The organism is Paraburkholderia sp. SEWSISQ10-3 4 (genome assembly GCF_030464785.1).
Taxonomy (GTDB): domain Bacteria; phylum Pseudomonadota; class Gammaproteobacteria; order Burkholderiales; family Burkholderiaceae; genus Paraburkholderia; species Paraburkholderia aspalathi.
Genome location: NZ_JALPRI010000018.1, coordinates 150,308 through 158,791 on the forward strand (window position 1 = coordinate 150,308; position 8,484 = coordinate 158,791).

Sequence of the window (8,484 nt, forward strand, 5' to 3'; positions counted from 1 at the left end):
TGGCAGGCGCATAATCCTCGTTCAGACGATGCATGCGAATCAAGCGATACTCGCTATTGCCGCCCGCCGGGGGAGTTGATCATGCAAGCAAAGAATGAAGAAGCCGTCACGCACCTGCTGAACGATGTCTTTGAATTTGCGCGTGGACGATTGCCGGAGCCAACCTTCAAAGTCGTCGAGCCTTTCCTGCGGCACTACTACGATTTCGTCGACGCCGACGATCTTCAAAGCCGCTCCATCGCTGATCTTTACGGCGCCGCGCTTGCTCACTGGCAAACCGCGCAGCGCTTCGTGCCAGGCAGCGAACGGCTGCGCGTCTACAACCCGATACTCGAACAGCACGGCTGGCATTCCGATCACACGGTGATCGAGATCGTCAACGACGACATGCCGTTCCTGGTCGATTCGGTATCGATGGCGGTCAATCGCCTCGGGCTCGCACTGCATTCCGTTGTGCATCCGGTGTTTCGCATCTGGCGCGGACCGGACGGCAGCATTGTGCGCGTGGGTCAGGGCGCTGAAGATGCCGCCGATACGCGCTCGCAGCTTGCTTCGTTCATTCACTTCGAGGTCGACCGTTGCGGCGACGCAGCGAAACTCGACGCATTGCGTGACGAGATCGCAAGAGTGCTGCGCGACGTGCGCGCCGCAGTGGAGGATTGGCCGAAGATCGTCGAACTCGCGCGCGTCACCGTCAAAGGCATGAAGGCCGGCGAGGCAGGGCCGGAAGGTATGGAAGCCCGCGCGTTCCTCGAATGGATGGTGGCCGATCATTTCACGTTTCTTGGCCAGCGCGACTATGAATTGGTGCAGCACGATATCGGCTTTGGCCTGCGTGCGGTACCCGGCTCGGGCCTCGGCATTCTGCGCGACGAGTTGCGTCCCGCGGGCGCAGCGGAAATCACGCCATTGCCGCCGGCGGCCGCCGATATCATCTCCGGCTCGTCGCCCATTTTCCTGACCAAGGCCAACTCGCGCGCGACGGTGCATCGGCCGGGCTATCTGGATTACGTCGGCATCAAGCTGACCGGTGCGGACGGCAAGGTGACCGGTGAGCGGCGCTTTATCGGTCTGTATACGTCCACCGCGTACCTGGTGTCGGCGGCGGAGATTCCGATCGTACGGCGCAAATGCGCGAACATCGTACGGCGGGCCGGTTTCCTGCCCAAGGGCCACCTGGCCAAATCACTGGTGACGGTGCTCGAAACCTATCCACGTGACGAACTGTTTCAGGCCGACGAAGACCAGCTCTACGATATCGCACTGGGCGTGCTGCGTTTGCAGGAGCATCAGCGCACGCGTATGTTCGTGCGGCGCGACCGCTTTGATCGCTTCGTGTCGTGTCTCGTGTTCGTGCCGCGTGACAAGTACAACACCGATCTGCGGCAGCGCATCGCCAATCTGCTGACCGATGCGTTCAACGGGGAAAGTGTCGAATTCACGCCCTTGTTGTCGGAGTCGACACTCGCGCGTATTCACTTCGTCGTGCATGCGAAGCCCGGGGGCATGCCTCATGTCGATACGCGTGAGCTCGAAGCGCGCCTCGTTCACGTTACGCGCCGCTGGCAGGACGATCTCGCCGACGCGTTGCTCGATGCATTCGGCGAAGAGCAGGGCAACCGTCTCCTGCAACACTATGCGGATTCGTTTCCTCCCGGCTATCGCGACGATTATCCGGCCCGTACCGCGGTGCGCGATATCGAGCTGATCGAACGCGTGCAGGGCAGCGAGCGGCTCGCCATGAACCTGTACCGCCCGATCGAATCAGGGCCGCGCGCGTTCCGTTTCAAGGTTTATCGTGCGGGCTTGCCTATTGCCTTGTCGCGCAGCTTGCCGATGCTCGAACATCTCGGCGTGCGTGTCGATGAAGAGCGGCCTTATCTGATCGAAGCACTCGACGCCACGCCTGCCTGGATTCACGATTTCGGCCTTGAACTCGCGGACGATGCGGAGTTCGATATCGAACGGGTGAAGGATCTTTTCGAAGATGCGTTCGAACAGGTGTGGACCGGCGGAATCGAAAGCGATGATTTCAACCGCCTGGTGTTGCGCGCGCAACTGAGTGCGCGCGAGGTGACGATTCTGCGTGCCTACGCCAAGTACCTGCGGCAAGTGGGTTCGACGTTCAGCGACGCTTATATCGAACGCGCGGTGACCGGCAATCCGGCGATTGCCCGCATGCTGGTCGAGTTGTTCATTGCACGTTTCGATCCGGTGCTTGGCGACACACGTGAGGCCCGTGTCGATAGCTTGCTGAAGACGATCGACAGCGCGCTCGATCAGGTGCCGAATCTCGACGAGGACCGGATACTCCGGCAATTCCTCGGCGTCATCAAGGCCACGCAGCGCACGAACTACTATCGCTTCGATGCTGACGGCCATCCGAAACCGTATCTGTCGTTCAAATTCAATCCCGCCCAGGTGCCCGGTTTGCCCGAACCGAAACCGATGTTCGAAATCTGGGTGTACTCGCCGCGTGTGGAAGGCGTGCATTTGCGCGGCGGCCGTGTTGCGCGCGGCGGCCTGCGCTGGTCGGATCGGCGTGAGGACTTCCGCACGGAAGTGCTCGGCCTGATGAAGGCGCAGATGGTCAAGAACGTGGTGATCGTGCCGGTTGGCTCCAAAGGCGGTTTCGTCGTGAAGAATCCGCCGCCTCAGACTGAACGCGACGCGTGGATGCGTGAAGGCATTGCCTGCTATCAGACGTTCTTGCGCGGCCTGCTCGACTTGACCGACAACCTCACGGGTACGACGGTGGTGCCGCCGCCCGATGTGGTGCGCCATGACCCCGACGACCCCTATCTGGTCGTCGCCGCCGACAAGGGCACGGCCACCTTCTCCGACTACGCGAACGCGATCTCCCAGGAATACGGTTTCTGGCTCGACGACGCCTTTGCATCGGGCGGCTCGGTCGGTTATGACCACAAGAAAATGGCGATCACGGCGCGCGGCGCATGGGAGTCGGTCAAACGGCACTTCCGCGAAATGGGCGTCGATACGCAAGCGACCGACTTCACGGTCGTGGGCGTCGGCGATATGTCGGGCGATGTATTCGGCAACGGCATGCTGCTCTCGCCGCATATCAGGCTGGTCGCCGCGTTCGATCATCGGCATATCTTTCTCGATCCGAATCCCGATCCGGCGGCAAGCCTTGCCGAGCGCGGGCGACTTTTCGGGCTTGACCGGTCGAGTTGGGCCGACTATGACCCGTCGCTGATCTCGGCAGGCGGCGGCGTGTTTCCGCGCACCGCCAAGACGATTCCGTTGTCTCCAGCCGTTCAGTCGGTGCTTGGCATCAGCGCGCCGGCGCTCGCGCCCGCTGAATTGATGCGTGCGATTCTGCAGGCGCCGGTCGATCTGCTTTACAACGGCGGTATCGGCACCTATGTGAAGGCGAGTCGCGAAACGCATCTGCAGGTGGGCGACCGCGCCAACGACGCGATCCGTGTCAACGGCGCCGATCTGCACTGCAAGGTCGTCGCGGAAGGCGGCAATCTCGGTCTTACGCAACTCGGGCGTATCGAGTTCGCCCAACGCGGCGGTCGTATCAATACCGATGCGATCGACAACTCCGCCGGGGTCGACTGTTCGGACCACGAGGTCAACATCAAGATCCTGCTGGGGCTGGTTGTCTCGGACGGCGAAATGACCGAGAAACAGCGCAACGCACTGCTTGCGGAAATGACCGATGAAGTCGGCTTGCTCGTCTTGCAGGACAACTATTACCAGACCCAGGCGCTCTCGATTGCGGGCCGCTACGGTGTCGAGTTGCTCGATGCCGAAGCGCGCCTGATGCGTTATCTCGAACGCGCGGGCCGTCTGAACCGCGTGATCGAGTTCTTGCCGACCGATGAAGAAGTCGCCGAGCGCCAGGCCGCGAAACAAGGGCTCACCACGCCCGAACGCGCGGTGCTGCTTGCGTATAGCAAGATGTGGCTCTACGACGCGCTGCTCGAATCGTCGATGCCGGAAGACCCGCTCGTCAGCGACATGCTGATCGAATACTTTCCGAAGCCATTGCGGCAGCGCTTTAGCGAACCGATGCAACGTCACCCGTTGCGGCGCGAAATCCTTGCGACGCATCTGACCAATGCGTTGGTGAATCGCGTGGGCTGCGAGTTCGTGCATCGGTTGATGGAAGAGACCGATGCGCAGCCTGGCGACATCGTGCGCGCTTGCATCATGGCGCGCGACGTGTTCGATCTCGACGACGTGTGGCGCAGTATCGATGCGCTGGATAACCGTGTCGCCGACGATGTGCAGGCACGCATGTTCGTCGAAGTGGCGCGGCTCGTCGAACGCTCGGCGCTGTGGTTCCTGCGGCAATTGCAATCAGGGGCGGTTAGCGCCGGCGATGTTGCCGGCCTGCTTGCGCGCTGCCGCGACGCGGCGCAACGCCTTGCGCCGCAATGGCCCGCGCTGCTGCCGAGTGCCGATCTCGACGCGCTGTCCGAGCGGCAACGCGTGCTCGTGGACGCGGGCGTCGATAGCGAACTGGCAGTGCGGATCGCCAGCGGAGAGATATCGGCAGCTTTGCTCGACATCGCCGAGGTGGCGTCGACTTGCGGGCGCAGTCTCGAACTCGTGGCGGGCGTCTACTTCGCGCTCGGCACGCTGCTGAACTACAGCTGGATCAGCGAGCGCGCGGCCGCGCTGCCGGCTCCCACGCACTGGGACATGCTGGCGCGCGCCACGGCTCTGGCGGAACTCGCACGCCTGAAACGCGCGCTGACCACGAGCGCACTGGCCGGCGCCGACGAGGCATCCACGCCGGACGCATTGGTTCAGGCATGGCGCGAGAAGCGCACCGCGCAACTCGAGCGTTATGCGCGTCTGCTTGCCGATCTGCGGGCCACGGGCGGCGCAAGCCTGTCGATGCTTCTGGTGATCGTGCGGGAGATGGCCGCGCTCGAAAGGGCATAGCACGACGGGGCGCGAGAGCAAGCAGATGTGCTGCATACGTCCAACCCCGGCGCGGAACAGCGCCGGGGTTGGACGCATGCTACCTGGCATGTCCATAATACGAACTATTGCCAACCGAAAGCGCTCTGCAAACTCACGGACCCTCTCCACGACGATGAAAGAAGAATCGCCGAAAGCCATTTTCTATGCGCTTGCCGCCAACCTCGGCATCGCTATCTGCAAGTTCGCTGCTGCCGCGTTCACCGGCTCCGGCTCGATGTTCGCCGAAGCCATTCATTCGACCGCCGACTGCGGTAACCAGTTGCTGCTGCTATTCGGCTTGCGCGAAGCGCGCAAGCCGGCGAGCCCCTTGCATCCCATGGGTGGTGGCCGCGAGATCAATTTCTATTCGCTGCTGGTGGCATTGCTGCTGTTTTTTGTCGGCGGCGCGTTTTCGGTTTACGAAGGCGTGCATCGTCTATTCGCGCGCGAGCCTTTGCAGTACGCCTATGTGGCGCTCGTCGTACTGGGCGTTTCGGTGGTGCTCGAAACGCTTTCCTTGTGGGGCGCGGTGAAGGAGATCCGCAAGTCGCATCCCGACAAACACCTGTGGCGCTGGTTTCGCGAAACGCGCGAGTCCGAGCTGCTGGTGGTGGCCGGCGAGGACATTGCCGCGTTGGCGGGTCTTGCGATCGCCTTTGTCGCCGTGTTGCTGACGATGGTGACCGGCAATCCCGTCTACGACGCACTGGGCTCCATCGGCGTCGGCGTGTTGCTGATGGTGATTGCGTGGCTGGTGGCGCGCGAAGTGAAGTCGATGATTGTCGGCGAATCGGCGAGCCCGGAAGTGCGCCGCGCGATCGAGACGCATCTGCGCGGCCGCTCCGAGATTCGCAGCATCATCAACATGATTACGCTGCAGTGGGGCCGTCACGTGGTGGTGGCGGTGCAGGCGGAAATGATCGACTACGCGAGCGGGCGCGCGATGGTCGACGCGATCAACGTGATCGAAGCGGACTTGCAGGAGGCATTTCCGCAAGTACGCTGGGTGTTTTTCGAACCGGACGTGCCGCGGGTTTGATGCGTTGTTTTGCTGGCGGGGATATGTCCGGTTCGTCGAGGGCCAGCGGATCGCGCTAGTGTCTCCGTTTAGGAAGACCCATACTTTCGCGTCCGCTGGCCGGTGCATTGCCGCTTATTTGAAACCGGTCACCGCATGGGGCACGTACAGCTCTTCCAATTGGCGGATCTCGTCCGCGCTCAGATTCAACGTCAGTGCTGCGACCGCATCGTCGAGATGATGCAGCTTGGTCGCGCCGACGATAGGCGCGGTGATCGGCTTCTTCTGCAACACCCAGGCTAGTGCGACTTGCGCGCGCGGCACACCGCGTTCCTTCGCAATCTGGCTGACGCGCTCCACGATCCGGCGGTCCGCGTCTTCGGTATGTGCGTACAGAGTGCGGCCGAATTCGTCGGTCTCGGAGCGTGCGCTTTCAGTGTTCCAGTCGCGCGTCAGGCGTCCGCGTGCCAGGGGGCTCCATGGAATCACGCCGATGCCTTCGCTTTCGCACAGCGGCAGCATCTCCCGCTCTTCTTCTCGATAGAGCAGATTCACGTAGTTCTGCATCGTCACGAAGCGCGTCCAGCCATGGCGTTCAGCCACATGCAATGCCTTGGCGAACTGCCACGCATACATCGACGACGCACCGATATAGCGCGCCTTGCCGGCCTTCACCACGTCGTGCAGCGCCTCCATGGTTTCTTCGATCGGTGTGTCGTAGTCCCAGCGGTGGATCTGATACAGATCGACGTAGTCCGTACCGAGACGCCTCAGGCTGTTGTCGATTTCCGCCATGATCGCCTTGCGCGACAGCCCCGCACCGTTCGGGCCCGGATGCATGCGGCTATTCACCTTGGTGGCCAGCACGATCTCGTCGCGTTTCGCAAAGTCCTTCAATGCGCGGCCGACGATTTCCTCGCTGGTGCCGTCCGAGTAAACGTTGGCGGTATCGAAGAAATTGATGCCGTGGTCGAGCGCCTGCTTGATAAAGGGGCGTGCCGCTTCATCGTCGAGTGACCAGGGGTGGGTGCCGCGAGCGGGCACGCCGTAACTCATGCAGCCGAGACAAAGACGCGATACATCGAGACCGGTGCGGCCCAGTTTCACATAGTCCATCGAGAGGCTCCTGTGTTGAAGTGCACAAACGCGGTGCGTGCTGACGACCCCCATTATAGGAACGGACGCGTTGACGTGCTGGAGGGCAGACCGAACGCGCGGGTCGGCGGAGTTCGGTTGCGGTGGGCGAATTGCTGCAATACGTAGTGGAAAATAATTTCTTCGCATCTATACTTCTTTCGGCTTGAAAGCGGCCTTTCTCCCAATCTGCATCACAAGCAAAAAGGAAGAATTACGATGCTGACTCGCACATTTGGCGCAATCTCTGCCATTGCACTCGCGGCCTGCGCCGCCTTTACATCCGGTCCTGCCAGCGCGGACGACAACGACGGTTTCTCGCAAGGCGACGGCGGCTCGCACGGGCGGCCGGTCAAGGTCATGATCATTTCGATGTTCGGGCCGGAAGGGCAGGTATGGCTCGATCGGCTGGGTCCATGGCGCGAGATTACGGTCGATGGCTTATCGCCCGACTACCCGACGGTTCATTGCAATAAGCAGGACGTGTGTGTCATGACGACGGGCATGGGGCATAGCAACGCTGCCGCGTCGATTATGGCATTGACGTTTTCATCGCGTTTCGATTTGCGGCATACGTACTTTATGGTGGCGGGGATTGCCGGGATTGATCCGCAGCAGGGCACGGTCGGATCCGCCGCGTGGGCGAAGTACCTGGTCGACTTCGGGATTCAGTGGGAGATCGATGGACGGGAGATTCCGCCTGGCTGGAATACCGGATACCTGGGGATCAACACCACGAGTCCGACGGCTAAGCCACCGCTCGACTATCGGACGGAGGTGTTCCAGTTGAATACCCAGCTAGCCGATACGGCGTTTGCCTTGTCGCGTAGCGTTGTGCTGTCTGATAACGCTCAGGCGCAGGCTGCGCGGGCCAAGTATTCGTATGCGCCGGCGAATCGGCCGCCTACGGTCATTCAATGCGACACGCTCGCGGGTGATACCTGGTGGTCGGGGACGCTGCTTGGGCAGCGGGCGCGGGATTGGACCAAGATTCTGACGGATGGCAATGGCGTGTATTGCACGACGCAGCAGGAGGATAACGCGACGTATGAGGCGCTTAAGCGCGCGGCCTCGGTGCATAAGGTTGACCTGAGCCGCGTTGCGGTGCTGCGGGCTGGGTCTGATTTTGATCGGCCATATGATGGGCAGACCAGTGCGGATAATCTGCTTAACTATGCTGCGCAAGGGGGCTTTACGATTGCTATTGAGAACCTGTATAGGTCGGGGAATCCGCTTGTGCAGGATATTGCTACTCATTGGGGGGAGTGGCGGCAAGGGGTGCCTAAGAGGTAGGTTTTTTTGCCTTTGGCGGCGCTTATTGTCCGTGTTCCTGGGGCTTTGGCCTTTCCTTGAATTGTTAGTGGTCTATTAGCGTTCCCCCTGTGCGG

General features: G+C 61.4%; 4 protein-coding genes. 3 read left to right on the forward strand and 1 reads right to left on the reverse strand.

Annotated features, from left to right (window positions below):
• Nucleotides 1-81 precede the first annotated feature (81 nt).
• Nucleotides 82-4,923 (forward strand): NAD-glutamate dehydrogenase, encoded by a 4,842-nt coding sequence (locus M0D68_RS27245; RefSeq protein WP_266225945.1) that lies wholly within the window; start codon nucleotides 82-84, stop codon nucleotides 4,921-4,923.
• A gap of 154 nt (nucleotides 4,924-5,077) precedes the next feature.
• Entirely contained in the window at nucleotides 5,078-5,983 is a 906-nt protein-coding gene (locus M0D68_RS27250; protein ID WP_054043383.1) for a cation diffusion facilitator family transporter, read from the forward strand.
• A 114-nt stretch (nucleotides 5,984-6,097) separates the two neighbouring features.
• Here M0D68_RS27250 and M0D68_RS27255 read toward each other — a convergent pair whose 3' ends face one another.
• On the reverse strand, nucleotides 6,098-7,078 hold the full coding sequence (locus tag M0D68_RS27255) for an aldo/keto reductase (protein WP_054043381.1): 981 nt from the start codon (nucleotides 7,076-7,078) through the stop codon (nucleotides 6,098-6,100).
• 237 nt (nucleotides 7,079-7,315) lie between these two features.
• On the opposite strand from M0D68_RS27255, the gene M0D68_RS27260 reads away from it, so the two are divergent.
• The gene (locus M0D68_RS27260; RefSeq protein ID WP_266225946.1) at nucleotides 7,316-8,389 is read left to right on the forward strand and encodes a purine nucleoside permease; all 1,074 of its coding nucleotides are present in this window, start codon (nucleotides 7,316-7,318) and stop codon (nucleotides 8,387-8,389) included.
• Nucleotides 8,390-8,484: the final 95 nt, after the last annotated feature.